At 70.0% G+C, this 14,912-nt stretch carries 10 protein-coding genes and 3 tRNA genes; 5 read left to right on the top strand and 8 right to left on the bottom strand.

Annotated features, from left to right (window positions below; all coding sequences use genetic code 11):
• The first annotated feature begins 64 nt into the window (after positions 1–64).
• Together dnaG and ACFY0T_RS04505 are read left to right on the top strand one after the other, a co-directional pair.
• Positions 65–1,966 carry a DNA primase gene (dnaG, locus tag ACFY0T_RS04510; RefSeq protein ID WP_388864511.1) on the top strand — a complete coding sequence of 634 codons (1,902 nt, stop codon included), beginning with the start codon at positions 65–67 and terminating at the stop codon, positions 1,964–1,966.
• A gap of 280 nt (positions 1,967–2,246) precedes the next feature.
• Positions 2,247–3,560, top strand: coding sequence for an RNA polymerase sigma factor (locus tag ACFY0T_RS04505; protein WP_388864510.1), 1,314 nt, complete (start codon positions 2,247–2,249; stop codon positions 3,558–3,560).
• A gap of 184 nt (positions 3,561–3,744) precedes the next feature.
• Here the strand turns inward: ACFY0T_RS04505 and ACFY0T_RS04500 are convergent, their stop codons facing one another.
• The 4 genes from ACFY0T_RS04500 to ACFY0T_RS04485 all read right to left on the bottom strand — a co-directional run bounded on the left by ACFY0T_RS04500 (position 3,745) and on the right by ACFY0T_RS04485 (position 9,410).
• The gene (locus ACFY0T_RS04500; RefSeq protein ID WP_388864509.1) at positions 3,745–5,673 is read right to left on the bottom strand and encodes an ABC transporter ATP-binding protein; all 1,929 of its coding nucleotides are present in this window, start codon (positions 5,671–5,673) and stop codon (positions 3,745–3,747) included.
• Positions 5,673–7,406 carry an ABC transporter ATP-binding protein gene (locus ACFY0T_RS04495; protein ID WP_388864508.1) on the bottom strand — a complete coding sequence of 578 codons (1,734 nt, stop codon included), beginning with the start codon at positions 7,404–7,406 and terminating at the stop codon, positions 5,673–5,675. Before ACFY0T_RS04495 ends, ACFY0T_RS04500 begins: the two co-directional genes overlap by 1 nt.
• Positions 7,407–7,582: 176 nt before the next feature.
• The gene (locus ACFY0T_RS04490; protein WP_388864507.1) at positions 7,583–9,037 is read right to left on the bottom strand and encodes an FGGY family carbohydrate kinase; all 1,455 of its coding nucleotides are present in this window, start codon (positions 9,035–9,037) and stop codon (positions 7,583–7,585) included.
• A gap of 67 nt (positions 9,038–9,104) precedes the next feature.
• Positions 9,105–9,410, bottom strand: a complete 306-nt coding sequence (locus tag ACFY0T_RS04485; RefSeq protein ID WP_388864506.1) for a YtxH domain-containing protein — start codon at positions 9,408–9,410, stop codon at positions 9,105–9,107.
• A gap of 145 nt (positions 9,411–9,555) precedes the next feature.
• On the opposite strand from ACFY0T_RS04485, the gene ACFY0T_RS04480 reads away from it, so the two are divergent.
• The 3 genes from ACFY0T_RS04480 (at position 9,556) to ACFY0T_RS04470 (ending at position 9,945) form a co-directional block, all read left to right on the top strand.
• A tRNA-Asn gene (locus tag ACFY0T_RS04480) sits at positions 9,556–9,628 on the top strand.
• Positions 9,629–9,633: 5 nt separating this feature from the next.
• Positions 9,634–9,706 (top strand) — tRNA-Asn (locus ACFY0T_RS04475).
• Positions 9,707–9,871: 165 nt separating this feature from the next.
• A tRNA-Ile gene (locus ACFY0T_RS04470) sits at positions 9,872–9,945 on the top strand.
• A 596-nt stretch (positions 9,946–10,541) separates the two neighbouring features.
• On the opposite strand, the gene ACFY0T_RS04465 is transcribed toward ACFY0T_RS04470, so the two are convergent.
• From ACFY0T_RS04465 to ACFY0T_RS04450, 4 genes are all read right to left on the bottom strand, one after another.
• A complete protein-coding gene (locus tag ACFY0T_RS04465) occupies positions 10,542–11,450 on the bottom strand; it encodes an SDR family oxidoreductase (protein WP_388864505.1) in 909 nt (302 codons plus the stop codon).
• 542 nt (positions 11,451–11,992) lie between these two features.
• Complete coding sequence (locus tag ACFY0T_RS04460; RefSeq protein WP_388864504.1) at positions 11,993–12,472, bottom strand: MarR family winged helix-turn-helix transcriptional regulator; 480 nt, start codon at positions 12,470–12,472, stop codon at positions 11,993–11,995.
• 11 nt (positions 12,473–12,483) lie between these two features.
• Positions 12,484–13,545, bottom strand: coding sequence for an alkene reductase (locus tag ACFY0T_RS04455; RefSeq protein ID WP_388864503.1), 1,062 nt, complete (start codon positions 13,543–13,545; stop codon positions 12,484–12,486).
• A gap of 64 nt (positions 13,546–13,609) precedes the next feature.
• Complete coding sequence (locus ACFY0T_RS04450) at positions 13,610–14,515, bottom strand: NADP-dependent oxidoreductase (protein ID WP_388864502.1); 906 nt, start codon at positions 14,513–14,515, stop codon at positions 13,610–13,612.
• Positions 14,516–14,912: the final 397 nt, after the last annotated feature.

The raw sequence follows: 14,912 nt of genomic DNA, 5'->3' as shown, positions 1-14,912 counted from the left end.
ATGTCACATCCCCGCGCCCCTACCGAGGCACAGGGATGTCAGTCCGTCACCGTAGAATTCACGCGTGGCTGGAAGGATCAACGACGAGGACGTGAAGGCTGTTCGGGACGCGGTCCCGATCGACGCCGTAGTGTCCGAGTACCTCCAGCTGCGCAACGCGGGCGGCGGCAACCTCAAGGGCCTCTGCCCCTTCCATGACGAGAAGTCCCCGTCCTTCCAGGTCAGCCCGAGCAAGGGACTCTTCCACTGCTTCGGCTGCCAGGAGGGCGGCGACACCATCACGTTCGTGATGAAGGTCGACCACCTCTCCTTCTCGGAGGCGGTCGAGCGGCTCGCCGGCCAGGCAGGCATCACGCTGCGGTACGAGGAGGGCGGGTACAACCCCTCCCACCAGCGCGGCGAGCGCATCCGCCTGGTCGAGGCCCACAAGATCGCCGCCCAGTTCTACATCGAGCAGCTCGACACCAGCCCCGAGGCGGACACGGGCCGCACGTTCCTCGCCGAGCGCGGCTTCGATCAAGCGGCGGCCGCCCACTTCGGCGTCGGCTACAGCCCCCAGGGCTGGGACCACCTCACCCGCTACCTCCGCGGCAAGGGCTTCACCGACAAGGAGCTGCTCCTCTCCGGCCTCTCCCAGGAGGGCCGCCGCGGCCCCATCGACCGCTTCCGCGGCCGCCTGATGTGGCCGATCCGCGACATCGGCGGCGAGGTCGTCGGCTTCGGCGCGCGAAAGCTGTACGAGGCGGACAACGGGCCGAAGTATCTGAACACGCCGGACACGGCGATCTACAAGAAGTCCCAGGTCCTCTACGGCATCGACCTCGCCAAGAAGGAGATCGCCAAGAGCAGCCGGGCGGTCGTGGTCGAGGGCTACACAGATGTCATGGCCTGCCACCTGGCCGGCATCACCACCGCCATCGCCACCTGCGGTACGGCCTTCGGCGGCGACCACATCAAGATCCTCCGCCGGCTGCTGATGGACAACGGCTCCGCGCGCGTGATCTTCACCTTCGACGGCGACGCGGCCGGCCAGAAGGCCGCCCTGCGCGCCTTCGAGGACGACCAGAAGTTCGCCGCCGAGACGTACATCGCCATCGCGCCGGACGGCATGGACCCCTGCGAGCTGCGCCTCGCCAAGGGCGACGAGGCGGTCGCCGACCTGGTCGAACCCCGCACACCGCTCTTCGAGTTCGCGCTGCGCCAGATCGTCCTGCGCTACGACCTGGAGACCCCGGCGGGGCGTGCGGCCGCACTCGACGAGGCGGCGCCCATCGTCGCCCGCATCAAGAACAGCGGCGCACAGCACGAGGTCGCCGTGCAGCTCGCGGGCATGCTCGGCATCCTCGACACCCAGTTCGTGGTCAAGCGGGTGGCCCAGCTGGCCCGTTGGGCCCGCGACCGTGGCGGCAAGGGGCCGGCACCGACCGGACCCCGACCCCAGCAGACGTACGCCGCCACCCAGGCACCCACCGGCGGCCCCGCGCTCACCCTGCGCAACCCCGTCTTCGCCACCGAGCGCGAGCTGCTCAAACTCGCCCTCCAGCGCCCGGAGTTGGTCTCCCCGGCGTTCGACGCGTACGGGATCGACGAGTTCACCGCCCCGCCGTACGCGGCCGTACGCCAGGCGATCATGGAGGCGGGCGGCGCGGAGTACGGCGTCCAGGACCCCCAGGAGTATCTGGTGCGGGTTCGTGAGGCCGCCCCGGACGACGCGGTGCGCGCCATGGTCACGGAGCTGGCCGTCGAGGCGATCCTGCGCAAGACCGTCGACGAGAGCTACGCGGGCGACCAGCTCGTGATGGTCCGCCGTCGCGCCGTCGACCGCCGTATCCGGGACGTCCAGGGCTCCCTGGCCCGGCTGAGCGCCCACGGCGACCCGGCGCAGCTGGCCGCCGTGCAGAACGAGTTGTGGGTGCTGCAGCAGTACGAGCAGGCGTTGCGGGAGCGGGGCGCGGAGGCGCTCTGAGCGGACCGCCGCTCCGGCCACCTCCGAGCCGCTGCTCGGGCCGCCCTCCGAGGCATACGCGCGGGCCGCCGCTCGGGCCGCCCTCCGAGCCGCATATGCGGGCCGCCGCTCCGGCCGCCCGCCAGGAGCACATGCCAATCCCGTACACCCTTCAAGCTGTTTCGCACCAGGTGAGCTGCGCACTCGTACGACGAGATAACCACGCGGTCACGGACCGGACGCAAAAAGTCACCGCACGCCCCTCGTGGCGGCGATGTGTCTTACTCCACACTGGGTTCCGGTGCCTGAGTCCTCGGAGCGCGGCCGACCCGAACGCGACGGGTTCCCGATCCCCGCGGTTCCGCTAAATGACTACGGGATGGACAGCGGCGAGGCCGTCGACCCCATCCCCGACGTACCGCTGCCGCACGCCTCAGCAGCGACATTCCTGGAGGTCGCCCCCGTGCAGACCCAGACCCTCACCCAGACCGACAACAGCATCGACACGGAAGCGGATACCGACGTCGTCACGGCGGTCCCCCCGCAGAGCCGTGTCGCGCACCACCCCGAGACGGAGCCGGAGGGCCCGCCGCCCGAGCTGGGCGAGCCGCCGGTCGGCGCCGCCGAAGTCGCCGAAGTGGAAGTGGAAGCCGAGGCACCCGAGCCCGTCGAACTGCCCCGGTCCCGCACCGCCGACACCGGTGGCCCCTCCTCCGACCTGTTCCGCCAGTACCTGCGGGAGATCGGCCGCATTCCGCTGCTCACCGCGGCCGAGGAGGTCGAGCTCGCCCGCCGGGTCGAGGCCGGTCTCTTCGCCGAGGAGAAGCTCCGGCTCACCCCCGACCTGGACAGCCAACTCGCCCTCGACCTGGACAAGCTGGTCGTCATGGGCCGTATGGCCAAGCGCCGGCTCATCGAGGCGAACCTGCGGCTCGTCGTCTCCGTCGCCAAGCGGTACGTGGGGCGGGGGCTGACCATGCTCGACCTGGTCCAGGAGGGAAACCTCGGACTGATCCGCGCCGTCGAGAAATTCGACTACGCCCGCGGATACAAGTTCTCCACGTACGCGACCTGGTGGATTCGGCAGGCCATGTCGCGTGCGCTGGCCGACCAGGCCCGCACGATCCGCGTCCCGGTGCACGTCGTCGAGTTGATCAACCGGGTCGTCCGCGTGCAGCGGCGCATGCTGCAGGAGCGCGGCTACGAACCGACCCCCGAGGAAGTCGCCGCGCAGCTCGACCTTCCCAGCGAGCGCGTCAGCGAAGTCCTGCGCCTGGCCCAGGAACCGGTGTCGCTCCACGCCCCCGTGGGGGAGGAGGACGACGTGGCGCTCGGGGACCTGATAGAGGACGGTGACGCGACGAGTCCGGTGGAGTCGGCGGCCTTCCTCCTGCTCCGGGAGCACCTGGAGGCGGTCCTCTCCACGCTCGGGGAGCGTGAACGCAAGGTCGTCCAGCTCCGCTACGGGCTCGCGGACGGGCGTCCGCGGACCCTGGAGGAGATAGGCCGCATCTTCGGCGTCACCCGCGAACGCATCCGCCAGATCGAGTCCAAGACCCTGAACAAGCTCCGGGACCACGCCTTCGCGGACCAGCTGCGGGGCTACTTGGACTGAGGCGGGCTGTTTTCGCCCCCTCCGCCCCTGCCCATTCCCGTCCCTGGGGGCTGCGCCCCCAGACCCCCGCTAAAAGATTGCGCAGTTCCCCGCGCCCCTGAAGAAGGGGCGCGGGGAACTGCGCGAACGGGGTCTGGGGCGGAGCCCCAGGGACGGGACGGGCGGGGGCGGGGGGCGAGAACCCTCAGTCCACCTCGGCCACCGCCTGGGCGAACTGGGCCTTGTAGAGGCGGGCGTAGGGACCGTTCGCCGCGAGCAGGTCCGCGTGCGCGCCCTGCTCCACGATCGCCCCGTTCTCCATCACCAGGATGGTGTCGGCATCGCGGATCGTCGACAGCCGGTGGGCGATCACGAAGGACGTCCGCCCATGCGCGAGCTTGGCCATCGCCTTCTGGATGAGCACCTCGGTACGGGTGTCCACAGAACTCGTCGCCTCGTCGAGCACCAGAATCACCGGATCCGACAGGAACGCCCGAGCGATCGTGATCAGCTGCTTCTCGCCCGCGCTGACCCCCGTCCCCTCGTCGTCGATCACGGTGTCGTACCCCTCCGGCAGCGTGCGGATGAAACGGTCCGCGTGCGCCGCCCGCGCCGCCTCCTCGATCTCCCCGCGCGTGACCTCCCGCGAGGCCCCGTACGCGATGTTCTCGGCGATCGTGCCCCCGAACAGCCAGGTGTCCTGGAGCACCATCCCGATCCCGGCCCGGAGTTCGTCCCGGGACATGGACGCGATGTCGACGCCGTCGAGAGCGATGCGCCCGCCCGTGACCTCGTAGAAGCGCATCAGGAGGTTCACCAGCGTCGTCTTGCCGGCGCCGGTCGGGCCGACGATCGCCACGGTGTGCCCGGGCTCCACCTTCAGCGACAGGTCCTCGATCAGCGGCTTGTCGGGGTCGTAGCGGAAGGACACGTTCTCCAGCGCCACCCGCCCGCGCAGCTCGTCGGGACGGGCCGCCGGCACCGGGTCGGCCTCCTGCTCGTCGGCGTCGAGGAGTTCGAAGACGCGCTCGGCCGACGCGACGCCCGACTGGACCAGGTTCGCCATCGACGCGACCTGCGTCAGCGGCATCGAGAACTGGCGGGAGTACTGGATGAAGGCCTGCACGTCACCGATCGACAGGGAGCCCGACGCGACGCGCAGTCCGCCGACCACCGCCACCAGCACATAGTTCAGGTTCGACACGAACATCATCAGCGGCTGCATGACCCCGCTGTTGAACTGCGCCTTGAACCCGGCCTCGTACAACTGCTCGTTCTGCTCGGCGAACTGAGCCGCCGACTCCTCCTGCCGCCCGAACACCTTCACCAGTGTGTGCCCGGTGTACATCTCCTCGATGTGGGCGTTGAGCTTGCCGGTGGTGCGCCACTGCTGCACGAAGTGCGGCTGCGACCGCTTGCCGACGCGGGTTGCGACGTAGAAGGAGAGCGGGACCGTCACCAGCGCGACCAGGGCGAGCAGCGGAGAGACCCAGAACATCATCGCGAGCACGCCCACGATGGTCAGCAGGGAGTTGATGAGCTGGCCCATCGACTGCTGCAGCGTCTGCCCGATGTTGTCGATGTCGTTGGTCGCCCGGCTGAGCACCTCACCGCGCTGCCGCTTGTCGAAGTACGACAGCGGAAGCCGCGACAGCTTCGCCTGGATGTCCTCGCGCAGCCGGTACACGGTCTTGTTGACCGCCCGGTTCACCAGCCGCGTCGCCACGGCCATCAGCAGCCCGGCCAGCACGAACACCACGAGCGCGAGCCCGAGCACCTCGCCGACCGCGTTGAAGTCGATGCCCTTGCCCGGCGTGAAGTCCGTACCGGAGAGCATGTCGGCCACGCCGCCCTCGCCACGCTCCCGCATGGACTCGAGCACTTCGGCCTTCGTGGCACCGGACGGCATCTGCCGCCCGATGATGCCCGCGAAGACCAGGTCGGTGGCCCGGCCGAGGATCTTCGGCCCGACCACGGAGAGGGCCACGCTCAGGACGACGGCGAGCAGCATCGCGTACATGGTGCTGCGCTCGGGTTTGAACTGTGCGAGGAGCCGTTTGCCGGACCCCTTGAAATCCATCGATCGCTGATCGGGGCCGCCCCCGGCCATCATCCGCCCCATCGGCCCCGCCATCAGGCAGCCTCCGCTTCCGTCAGCTGGGAGAGCACGATCTCCCGGTAGGTCTCGTTGTCCGCCATCAGTTCGCGGTGCCTGCCGGTGCCGACGACCCGGCCCTCGTCGAGGACCACGATCCGGTCGGCGTCCCGGATGGTCGACACCCGCTGGGCGACGATCACGACGGTCGCCTCGGCGGTCTCCTCGGCGAGCGCCGCCCTGAGCGCCGCGTCGGTCGCGTAGTCGAGTGCGGAGAAGGAGTCGTCGAAGAGGTAGATCTCCGGGCGCTGTACGAGGGTGCGGGCGATCGCCAGGCGTTGGCGCTGGCCGCCCGAGACATTCGTACCGCCCTGGGCGATCGGTGAGTCCAGGCCGTTTTCGAGCTGCTTCACGAAGCCCTTGGCCTGCGCCACCTCCAGCGCGTGCCACAGCTCCTCGTCGGTCGCGTCCGGATTGCCGTACCGCAGGTTCGTGGCCACCGTGCCCGCGAACAGGTACGGCTTCTGCGGGACCAGTCCGACCGTCTTGGCCAGCAGCTTCGGCTCGATGGTCGCGACGTCCACGCCGTCCACCAGCACCTCGCCGTCGGTGGCGTCGAAGAGGCGGGGGACCAGGCCGAGCAGCGTCGACTTGCCGCTGCCGGTGGATCCGATCACGGCGGTCACCTCGCCGGGCCGCGCCACCAGGTCGATGGCCTTCAGCACCGGCTCCTCGGCGCCCGGGTAGCGGAACCCCGCCCCGCGGATCTCCAGATGGCCGTGGCGCCGCAGTTCGACGACGGGCGCGGTCGGCGGGACCACGCTGCTGTCCGTGCCCAGGACCTCCTGGATGCGCTCGGCGCAGACCTCCGCGCGCGGCACCATCATGAACATGAAGGTGGCCATCATCACGGACATCACGATCTGCATGAGGTAGGCGAGGAACGCGGTCAGGTCGCCGATCTGCATACCGCCGCTGTCGATGCGGTGGGCGCCGAACCAGACCACCGCGATGGACGACAGGTTCACCACCGTCATGACGATCGGGAACATCAGCGCGAGCATCCGGCCGGTGGCCAGCGATGTCTCGGTCAGCTGGGTGTTCGAGCCCTTGAAGCGGCCCTTCTCGTAGTCGTCGCGCACGAAGGCGCGGATCACGCGGTTGCCGGTGATCTGCTCGCGCAGCACCCGGTTCACGGTGTCCAGGCGGACCTGCATGGTGCGGAACAGCGGGCGCAGCCGCCGCACGATCAGCGTCACGCTGATGCCCAGCACCGGCACCACACCGACCAGTACCCCGGACAGCGGCACGTCCAGGCCGAGGGCCAGGATGATGCCGCCCACGCACATGATCGGCGCCGAGACCAGCAGGGTGAACGTCATCAGGGCGAGCATCTGCACCTGCTGGACGTCATTGGTGGTGCGGGTGATCAGCGAGGGCGCCCCGAAGTGGCCGACCTCGCGCGCGGAGAAGGACTGGACGCGGTCGAAGACGGCGGCCCGGATGTCCCGTCCGACCGCCGAAGCCGTACGCGCCCCGTAGTAGACGGCCCCGATGTTGCAGATCACCTGTGCCAGCGAAATACCGATCATCACGGCGCCGAAGGACAGGATGTAACCCGTGTCCCCCTTCACGACACCGTTGTCGATGATGTGCGCGTTGAGAGTGGGCAGATAGAGCGTGGCGCAGGTCTGCAGAAACTGCAGCAGCACCAGCAGGGCTATGGGCTTCTTGTACGGACTGAGGTAAGTACGCAGGAGTCGTATGAGCACGCGTGGTCTCTCGGAGTCGACGACGGCAGGGCGATCGATGGACGATCAGTGGTCGATCGGTGGTGCACCACCCCCTATCGTCGACCACTCCACCCGCGTTACCTCAACTGATTAACCCAACTGCGGGCCAAGAGTGGACACGACCTCAGACTTGAGACGTACGCCGGTGGGAAGCGTCATGCCCGGAACGCCCCCGGATGCGTCTGTTCGCGTACGGATACGTACTGCTGTCGTACGGCCTGCCCCACGGCGAGTTCCTCACCCGGCTCCAGCACTTGGGCGACCGCACCCTGCCAGACGGGAGGCAGCCGCGGGTCGAGCGTGCCCTGCGAGACCCCGAGAGCCCAGGCCGCCTGCCGGGCCGCGCCGAGCGCCGCGTAGTCCGCGGGCTGCGGTACGACGACCTGCACGCCGAACAGCGCGGGCGCGACAGCCTGCACAGCGGGCAGTTCGGCGGCCGGTCCAAGGAGGAAGATCCGCCGTACGTCGACACCCCGCCCGCGCAGCACGTCCAGCGCGTCCGCGAGCCCGCACAGCATCCCCTCGAAGGCAGCCCGCGCCAGATGCTCGGGCCGCATCGACTCCCGCCGCAGCCCGGCCAGCGTCCCCGCCGTGTGCGGCAGACTCGGCGTCCGCTCGCCCTCCAGATACGGCAGCAGGACGAGTCCGTGGGCGCCCGGCGTCGACTTCATCGCCAGGTCGGACAGGCCCTCCAGGTCGGGCACGCCGAGGAGTTCGGCGGCGCCGCGCAGCGTCCGTACGGCATTGAGCGTGGTGACGACCGGCAGATGCATACCGGTCGCGTCCGCGAGGGAGGTGATCATGCCGGTGGAGTCCACCAGCGCCTCGGGGTGTACGGCCATCACGGACCCGGAGGCGCCCAGCGACACCACCGCGTCCCCGAGCCCGATCCCCAGCCCGAAGGCCGCCGCCATCGTCTCGCCCGTCCCGGCGGAGATCAGCAGCCCCTCCGGCGTCGTACCAGCCGCGTCGGACGGGCCGAGCACGTCCGGCAGCGCGGCTTGGTGGCCGAGCGCCAGCTCGACGAGATCCGGCCGGTAGGCGCCGGTCGCCGCCGACCAGTACCCGGTCCCGGAGGCCCCGCCCCGGTCGGTGGTCCTGCGCGCCGGCCGCCCGAGCAGCTGCCAGACCAGCCAGTCGTGCGCCTGCATGAGCATGGTGGTCCGCAGCGCGGCCTCCGGCTCGGTCTTGTTCAGCCAGCGCAGCTTGGTCACCGGCTGCGCGGCCTGCGGCACACAGCCCACGGCCTGCGCCCACGCCTCGCGCCCGCCGAGCGCGTCCACGAGATCGGCCGCGGCGACCTGCGCCCGCTTGTCACCGCCGACGAGCGCCGGCCGCACCGTGTTCCCCTGCACATCCAGCGGGACCAGGGCGTTCTGCTGCGCGGAGACGCCGATGGCCTGCACGCCTTCGAGCAGCCCGCCGCCGGCGGCCTCGCCCAGGGACAGCAGCCAGGCCTGTGGATCGACGTCGGAAGGACGCCCGCCGCCCTCGGTGGCCTCCACCGGATGCGGCGCATACCCCTGCCTGAGCACGGCACCCGTGTCCGTGTCGCATACGACGATACGAGTGAAATCGGGCGAACTGTCCAACCCGGCGACTATCCCCATGGCGGAAATTCTGCCGTACGGCGAGAGGTGGCTGCGCCGCGCCGGCCCAGGGAGGCTCGGGCGGGCCCTAGGTGTTGCTGGTGCCCCAGTCGTCCTCGCCGGTGCCGTTGGTGTTGCGCTCGCGCAGGGAGCGGACCCGCTCGGTCACCGAGTCGGGGACGTGGTCGCCCACCTTCTCGCTCACCGCGTGGTACGCCTTGCCCGCGAACTCGCGGCCCTGCTGGGCGGCGGTCTCCGCGGTGTTGCGCACCGCGGGGTTCTGCGCCACCTGGCGCGCGGACTTCTTCAGCTGCTCGTAGCGCTCGCGCCCGGCGCGCGTGCCGAGCACGTAACCCAGGACCAGTCCGGCGACGAATGTGAGCCGGTAGCGCATGACGGCCACCCTTCCCTTGCGTCGGCATCGGTGCGGAGGGAACCGATTGGCGGAGCACCCCCCTGCTTGCGCTAATGTATGTGTCGCAGCGAGCGCACGCCCCCTGGCGAATACCCAGGTAGGTACGTTCGATGCAACGAGGCAATCCTCCGTAGCTCAATTGGCAGAGCAGCCGGCTGTTAACCGGCAGGTTACTGGTTCGAGTCCAGTCGGGGGAGCTCGATCTCCTGTAGCTCAATTGGCAGAGCAGCCGGCTGTTAACCGGCAGGTTACTGGTTCGAGTCCAGTCGGGAGAGCAGCGGAAGAGGGCCCCTCAGGGGTCCTTTTTCATGTCCGGGGGAACCGCTCGGGCCGCGCCGAAGTCCTCATGGTCGTGCGATGCCGACCATGCGAAGCAGGAGATCGTATGAGCGGCTATGCTGCGGCAGACGGCGCGCACAAATGTGCGCGACACGCCGTATGGGGCGGTAGCTCAGCCGGTTAGAGCAGCGGACTCATAATCCGTCGGCCGTGGGTTCGAGTCCCACCCGCCCCACCTGTGCAGGTCGCTGACCTGCGGAAACGTTCATTTTTGGGTGCCGGAGCGTCAACTTTGCCTGAGCGGACTGAATCCGCTGCTCGTGGGTTTGGAGTCGGGCGGTGCTCGGGGGAGCTCCACCCCCTGACCTGCGGCTGAGTAGATGATCGAGGGTGTCGCTCGCGGTCCGGGCGACTACCTTGAGGGCCGATGCCAAGACCCAGGGGCCGTACAGGGGCCGGGACGGCGCAGACGTGTCCAGGCCGACGGTGTCTCGGGGTCGATTCGTTGTCCCATTTGATGGTTGCGCGGCTGGGGCAGCCATCCAGAGGGCGGACAGTTGAGTACCGGGCCGGCGGCGGAGGCAGTGCTGATACCGGCGCGGCGGGTGCGCGGACGCGGGTAGGGCGACGTCGGCTGCGGTCTGTGCTGTGGAGAGCGTGTCGCTGCTGAGGAAGTGTCCCGGCGATGGCCGAGGGTCAAGGAAACGGCCCGGAGAGGACACGGCCCCGATGGGTTACTCGACCCTCTCTCGTATGGACCCCGCGGTGACCGGGCCAGCCGGGCAGCGGCTGCTTTGCGGGCCGCTCAGGCGCAGGCGCAGCCTGCGCCCGTCACCGGTGCTGCGCCGTGCCCAGCTCGTCGGTGTACCGGGCGAGGGCGTCCTCGGCGGTGGGGGCGGGGCCGAACAGCTGCTCCTGGCGGCGGGGGTCGGCGACGTAGCGGCCGCTGTCGAACCAGCTGAACATCGCGGCCATGTCCTTGACCAGGGGCATGAAGCGTCCGGCGATGGCTCCTGCGGCGCGGGCGACGACGGAGGGGACGGCCCGTACCTTGATCTCCTTTCCGGCCCGGTTGCCCATCAGGTCGGCCATCCCGCGCATGCTGACCGGACGGTCCCAGCCGATGTCGATGCGCTCACCGTTGTCGGCCTCGGCGTCGACGGCGGCCGCCAGGTACGCCGCGAGATCGGAGGTGTGGACGAAGGTCAGCGGGACGGTGGTCTTGCCGATCCACATCAGGCGGCCCTTGTCGATCGGGTCGCCCGCCATGCTCGCGATCTGGTCGAGGAACGCCCCCGGCCGCAGTGCGACGAACGGGACGCCGAGCTGTTCGAGCTTGTCCTCGGCGAGCTTCTTGTGCCAGAAGTGCGGGACCTGGGGCGTCTGGTCGCTGGTGAGGATGCTGGTCAGGACGAACCGCCGGATGCCGGTGCGGTGGGCGGCCTCAGCGAGGTTGGCGTTGCCGACGGTGTCGATGTCGTGCGCGTTCTTGCCGCCGCGGGTGTAGCCGGCAGCGGTGGTGATGACGGCATCGGCGCCGTTCATGGCGGCGACGAGCGAGTCGAGGTCGAGCATGTCGCCGCGGGCGATCTCGACACCCCGGTTTTCGAGCCTGCTCGCGTCGGTGGTCGGCCGGACCAGGGCGCGGACGTTCTTACCGCGCCCCAGCAGTTCGTCGACGACCTTGCCGCCGAGGGAACCGGTCGCGCCGACGACGAGGACGGGGAGGGTGGTGGTCATGGGGGCCTCACTTTCCATCAGGTCAGTGGTGGTGGGGGGAATTGGGTGGGCGGGGTAATGGTGGTCGCGGGAGGCGGGCGCCGTCGGCCCGGGTCGCTCAGGGGGCTGGCCTGTGGTGGGCGGATCCGCGGCGCGGGTCACCGGCGGCCTGCAGGAGCTCGCGGGGGTCGAAGGCGGCCCGGACGCGGGTGATGCGGCCAACCTTCATGCGGGCCGGACCGCGACGGGGAAGGGCTCGCAGGCCCCGCGGGTGTCGCCCTGGCCCCGAATGAGTTCCGTCCTGCCTCCACCGGGACAGCTCGCGCTTGCCCCTCACACTGAGGCCCGTTCACCCCGGTTCTCCCCGAGGTACGGGAGTGAACGGGCGGGTTCCGCCGCATCCGCCGGCTCGGCTCGCCGGGTCTTCTTCCGACAGTCGGGGAGCCTGGCTCCGTTCAGCATGGGCCTTCATGGGCCGAGTGCGCTGCGGCACTGTCGCCTTCGCGGGAACGCCGGAAACGATTCGCCCCCCAGGCCGGAACCGGGGTGCAGGCCAAGGGGAGTTACTCGGACTCTCCCGCCGCAACGTCACGGCTGTTGATCGCGTCGGTGATGGCGTAGGCGATACGGACGAAGGACTCTGCCTGCTGCGCCGACAGGTCCCGCGCGGAGGTCTCCTCCAGGGCCCGCCACATGGCTGCCAGGGGCTCGCGCATGGCACGGCCCTTGTCGGTGAGGTGGACGACCATGACACGCCGGTCGTGTTCGGCCGACTCGCGGATGAGCAGGCCGGCGTCCTGCATGCGGCGTAGGGACTTGGAGACGGTGGAGTGGTCCAGGCCGACGCTTTCGAGCAGCTCGGACTGGGTCTGGCCGTCCCGGTCAAGGAGGTGCATCAGCAGCAGTTCCTGTCCGGGATGCAGGTCCATCTCGCGGAGCATGGCGGCGGCGCGGGCGCGGTGAGCGCGGGCGAGCTGGAAGATCGCGTAGCTCATCGGCCCCTCGCTGGCCGTAGTGGGGGTGCGGGGTGCGGGGGCGGGCATGGTTGGGTTCCTCAGACGGTGTGGGTGGGGTAGTCGGTGTAGCCGGCCACTCCGCCGCCGTAGAAGGTCGCCGGGTCGGGGGTGTTCAGCGGCGCGTCAGAGCGTAGCCGCTCGACCAGGTCCGGGTTGGCGAGCGCGAGGGAGCCGACGGAGACAAGGTCGGCCGTGCCGTTGTCGACGTCCTTGGCGCGGGTGGGCAGGTCGGTGCCGGCTCGGTTGAGGATCAGCGTGGTCGGCCACAGCGCGCGCAGGGTGCCCAGCAGCTCCTCGTCGCCCGCATGGAGGATGTGGAGGTAGGCGAGGCCGAGCGGGCTGAGGGCGCGCAGGAGCGCCGGATACAGCTCGGCGGTGTCGGACTCGGCGATGTCGTTGTAGGGGTTGCCGGGGGAGATGCGCAGGCCGGTGCGGTCGGCGCCGATCTCGTCGGCCACGGCAGCGGCGACCTCGACGGCGAAGCGGATGCGGTTGTCGAGGGAACCGCCGTAGCGGTCGGTGCGCTGGTTGGTGTTGTCGGACAGGAACTGGTGCACCAGGTAGCCGTTGGCGGCGTGGATCTCCACGCCGTCGGCGCCTGCCGCGACGGCGGCCGCTGCGGCGCGGCGGAAGTCCTCGACGGTCGCTGCGACCTCCTGCGTCGACAGAGCACGGGGCGTGGGCATGTCCTGGGGCCCGGACGCGGTGAACATCGCGCCCTGCGGCCGGATCGCCGAAGGGGCGACCGGCTGGCGCCCGTGGGGGGTGTTGTCGGGGTGGGCGATGCGTCCGGTGTGCATCAGCTGGATGACGATCCGGCCGTCGGCCGCGTGCACGGCGTCGGTGACCTTGCGCCACCCGGAGATCTGATCGTCATTGTGGATGCCGGGGGTGAGGAGGTAGCCCTGTCCGTCGGTGGAGGGCTGGGTTCCCTCGGTGATGATGAGCGCGTGCGAGGCCCTCTGGGCGTAGTACTCGGCGTTCAGCTCGGTCGGTACGCCTTCAGGTGTGGAGCGGTCACGGGTCATGGGGGCCATGACCAGGCGGTGCGGGAGGGAGATGTCACCGACGGTGGTCGGCGTCCAGAGGGCGTTCAGCATGAGTGGTCCTTCGGTGCGGTGATGGCCAGGTGATGATCGGAACAAGAGGGAATGGCGGGCGTGATCAGTCGAGGGTGAGGACGAGCTTGCCCCGGACATGCCCGGCGTCGCTGATCTGCTGGGCCGTGGCGGCCTGGTCGAGCGGGTAGGCGGTGACGGTGGTGACGAGCTTGCCGGTCGCGGCGTCCTGCGCCAGCGCGGCCAGGCGGGCGGCCGAGCGTTCCTGGCCACCGCTGGAGAAGGTGATGCCGAGCTGGTGCGCGCGGAAGTCGGCGATGGTGACGATGCGCTCGGTGCCGCCGCGCAGGGTGATGGAGTCCTCGAGGGCTCCCTTGCCAGCCAGGTCGAACACCGCGTCCACGCCGTCGGGGGCGAGCGTCCGGACCCGTTCGACCAGGCCCTCGCCGTAGAGGGTCGCGGTGGCGCCGAGCGAGGTGAGGTAGTCCTGGTTGGCGGGGCCGGCGGTGGCGATGACGCGTGCTCCGCGGGCCGTGGCGAGCTGGACCGCCAGGGTGCCGACCGCTCCGGCCGCGCCGTGCATCAGCACGGTCTCCCCGGCGGTGACGCCGAGCAGGTCCAGGACCCGCTCGGCCGTCTCGGCGGCCACCGGCAGCGCGACCGCGTGCTGCCAGTCGAGGCCGGCGGGCTTGGGGGCCACGGTGGTGGCCAGCGCGTACTGGGCGTACGAGCCGGTGTCCGACCAGCCCAGCACCTCATCGCCGACCTGCACGTCCTGCACGCCCTCGCCGAGGGCGTCCACCACGCCGGCGAGCTCGTGACCGGGGACGGAGGGGAGTGGCGTGGGGAACACGGCCTCCAGTGCCCCAGAGCGGATCTTGCCGTCCAGCGCGTTCAGCCCGGCCGCCTTGACGCGGACGCGGATCTGCCCGGGGCCGGGCTGCGGGACATCGATGTCCGCCTCGTGCAGCACTTCAGTGTCGCCGAAACGGTCGAACAGGATGGCTTTCATGATGGCTCCTCTCATGTCGCCACCCATTTAGGTGGCTGGACACATAATCAACGTAACAGCAAACATGTGGCTAGCCAAGTATTTGCTGTCGCTCGGGCTGCGCAAGATCGGCCGCGGTCGCATCGGTCTCCTTGGGGTGGCGGTCGAAGCGGGAGGCGCTCCGCCGGAGCGCGCCTTCCGCAGCCAAGGGCTACGTCGACTGGAAGCTGGACGACCGGGCCGGCCAGCCCCTAGCGGTGCGCGGCTTTCTTCTGGTTCGGGCCCGGGTCGGCTCGCGGTTGGCCGCCCGGGCAGCCTCCAGCTCCGCGTCCCTCTCCTCCAGCCGCGCCAACAGCTCGGTGTTCGCCTGTTCCAGGCGGGAGGCCTGACGCCCCCGTACGGCCCGACCTGGTTGCGG

Origin of the sequence: Streptomyces sp. NPDC001530, assembly GCF_042894545.1 — a bacterium.
Classification (GTDB): Bacteria; Actinomycetota; Actinomycetes; order Streptomycetales; family Streptomycetaceae; genus Streptomyces.
Note: the sequence above shows the minus strand (reverse complement) of the source record. Positions and strands in the feature narration are given on the sequence as shown.

What these genes read in the sequence shown, in the direction of transcription:
- ACFY0T_RS04455 (WP_388864503.1), bottom strand. Translation starts at nt 13,545, where the DNA reads ATGCTGAACGCCCTCTGGACGCCGACCACCGTCGGTGACATCTCCCTC.
- ACFY0T_RS04500 (WP_388864509.1), bottom strand. Translation starts at nt 5,673, where the DNA reads ATGGCGGGGCCGATGGGGCGGATGATGGCCGGGGGCGGCCCCGATCAG.
- ACFY0T_RS04450 (WP_388864502.1), bottom strand. Translation starts at nt 14,515, where the DNA reads ATGAAAGCCATCCTGTTCGACCGTTTCGGCGACACTGAAGTGCTGCAC.
- ACFY0T_RS04485 (WP_388864506.1), bottom strand. Translation starts at nt 9,410, where the DNA reads ATGCGCTACCGGCTCACATTCGTCGCCGGACTGGTCCTGGGTTACGTG.
- ACFY0T_RS04460 (WP_388864504.1), bottom strand. Translation starts at nt 12,472, where the DNA reads ATGCCCGCCCCCGCACCCCGCACCCCCACTACGGCCAGCGAGGGGCCG.
- ACFY0T_RS04490 (WP_388864507.1), bottom strand. Translation starts at nt 9,037, where the DNA reads ATGGGGATAGTCGCCGGGTTGGACAGTTCGCCCGATTTCACTCGTATC.
- ACFY0T_RS04465 (WP_388864505.1), bottom strand. Translation starts at nt 11,450, where the DNA reads ATGACCACCACCCTCCCCGTCCTCGTCGTCGGCGCGACCGGTTCCCTC.